This window comes from Moorena sp. SIO3B2, assembly GCF_010692525.1.
Lineage (GTDB): Bacteria > Cyanobacteriota > Cyanobacteriia > Cyanobacteriales > Coleofasciculaceae > Moorena > Moorena producens.
On the sequence record NZ_JAAHHE010000623.1, the window covers coordinates 1 to 2,729 of the forward strand.

Sequence of the window (2,729 nt, forward strand, 5' to 3'; positions counted from 1 at the left end):
GAAGAAATATTACATAAGATAGATCAACGATTCTCGTTTAGGATTATTATCCAGAGTGATTTATATGATGGGCTTGAATCGATTCGTTGTTTGGTTATGTCTTTAGAGTCTAATGAAGAACCAGAACCAAATCCTTTGCTTTTACGCTCCAATAAAGTCATACTATGGTTTGGACAAGCCAATAGTATGATAAATTCTTATAAGCAAATGTTAGAGGATGATAAAGCAGATAATATTTCGCAATATTTGATTTTGGTATGGTCACAGAAATATCGCCATTATATGGATAAGTCATTCGAATGGGAATCTTTATCTGAAGACAAGCCTCAGCGCGATCGCTAATTTTCAGAACAATCTTTATCAAGGATAGTTACCCCTGTGACACAAATAACCTCTAACGTAAATCAGCGAGTTCAGGAGCTGCGCCGATTGCTGCAAAACGCTAGTTATGCCTACTACGTCCTGGACAATCCTATCATGGCAGATGCCATCTACGATCAACTTTACCGGGGACTGCAAAAGCTGGAAACAGAGTATCCTGAGTTAGTAACCTCTGATAGTCCAACCCAGCGGGTAGGAGAAAAACCAGCTACTGGTTTTGTCTCTGTGCGCCACAATATCCCCCTTTATAGTCTGGATAATGCCTTTAATCTTGAGGAATTTAGCCAATGGCAAGAACGATGGCAGCGTCATATTTCTGGTGATATTCCCCAACGCTCAGAAGTCAATACTGAATACGTTTGCGAGCTCAAAATTGACGGTTCAGCATTAGCACTAACCTATAAAAATGGGATTTTGGTCAGGGGAGTAACCAGGGGCGATGGGTCCACAGGAGAAGATATTACTCAGAATGTCCGTACTATTCGCTCCATTCCTTTACGGCTTAATCTAGACCAACTTGACTTAGATCAACTGTCAGGTTTAGTAGAAGTGCGTGGTGAGGCATTCTTACCTCTGGATGTATTTGAGAGGATTAATCAGGAACGGGAACAAGCAGGTGAGCCACTGCTTGCTAATCCTCGTAATGCCGTTGCTGGTACCTTGCGCCAATTAGAATCCCGAATTGCGCAAAAGCGGCAATTGGCTTTCTTTGCCTATACCTTACATATTCCGAATAAGGATAGTAGTCAGGAGTACATCATCCCAATGCCGAATTCTCAATGGGATGCTCTAGAGCTGTTGAAAAAGCTTGGTTTTCCGGTGAACCCCCATCGGAAATTTTGTAATTCCCTACAGGATGCTCAGGATTATTACAATGAGTGGGATGGGAAACGGAAAGATTTACCCTACCTGACCGATGGGGTGGTGGTAAAAATCAATGCTTTCGGGATACAACAACAATTGGGGTTTACCCAGAAGTTTCCTCGTTGGGCGATCGCTCTGAAATATCCGGCTCAAGAGGCTCCTAGTCGTGTGAAAGCAATTACCGTTAATGTGGGACGCACTGGAGCAGTGACGCCCTTGGCTATCTTAGAACCAGTGCAATTGGCAGGCACAACATTACAACGGGCTACTCTACACAATAGTGATTATGTTACCCAATTAGATTTGCGAGTTGGGGATACGGTAATTGTACGAAAAGCGGGTGAGATTGTCCCGGAGGTGGCACGTGTCTTACCAGAGCTACGCCCCAACCATACTAAACCCTTCGAGATGCCTACCCATTGCCCTGTTTGCAATCAACCGTTGGTGCGTCCTAGAGGTGAAGCAATGACTCGCTGTATTAATTCATCTTGTTCTGCCATTGTTAAGGGCGCTCTCATCCACTGGGCAAGTCGTAATGCTCTTGATATTAGTGGTTTAGGTAAAAAGATTATAGAACAATTGGTAAACCAAGACTTAGTAACATCTGTTGCTGACCTTTATAATTTAACCCTAGACCAGCTGGTGTCATTGAATGGCATTGGACGTAAGTTAGCCCAAAAATTGCTAAATGCGATCGCAAAATCCAAAACTCAACCTTGGTCGCGAATTCTTTATGGCTTAGGGATTCGTCATGTGGGTAGTGTCAATGCTCAAACCCTTGTCCAGGCTTTTCCTACCATTGAGGATTTAGCTCAAGCAACCGCCACTGATATTGGGGAAACCTATGGCATTGGACCAGAAACTGCTCAGCTTATTTGGGGCTGGTTTCAGATTTCCAGCAACCAGACCTTGATTGCTCGATTGCGAGAAGCGGGTTTACAGTTAGGAACTTCTACTAAACATATAGCGCTAGACGAAACTCAAGCCTTAATTGGGAAGACCTTTGTGATCACTGGTTTCTTGTCTACCCTTAAGCGTAGTGACGCGAAAGACTTGATTCAAGACGCTGGTGGTAAGGTTACTAGTGCCGTTAGTGCCAAAACTGATTATTTGGTGGTTGGGAAGGATGCTGGTTCTAAATTAAAAAAGGCTCAAGAATTAGGAATTACCCAGCTAACTGAATTTCAGATGTTGGAGTTGCTTCAAGTGAGCATATCCTAAGCAACTCTATTTCCCCGACTCCCGATTTCCTTGCTTTGGCTGGTTAAAGCAGTCAGAGAAAGCGGGTCAGTCAACTAAACATTTTCACGCCTGATGTCCAGAGGGTTGACTCATGGACCTCAGCGCGATCGCTAACCTTCAAGTCCAATTTCTCTAAACCCGTTGAAGTGACCTTGAGAAACGTCCATATCAGACATAGATATGGACGTTTCCTGTTTGCATTAACTTAAAAGTGCTATTGAACCTAACTTATAATTGTAGAA

The 2,729-nt window shown here is 43.3% G+C and carries 2 protein-coding genes; both read left to right on the forward strand.

What is annotated here, in order from left to right:
• On the forward strand, nucleotides 1–342 hold a 342-nt coding region (locus F6K38_RS39025), incomplete at its 5' end, for a hypothetical protein (protein ID WP_287360295.1).
• A gap of 36 nt (nucleotides 343–378) precedes the next feature.
• Complete coding sequence (gene ligA / locus F6K38_RS39030; RefSeq protein ID WP_287360297.1) at nucleotides 379–2,466, forward strand: NAD-dependent DNA ligase LigA; 2,088 nt, start codon at nucleotides 379–381, stop codon at nucleotides 2,464–2,466.
• Nucleotides 2,467–2,729: the final 263 nt, after the last annotated feature.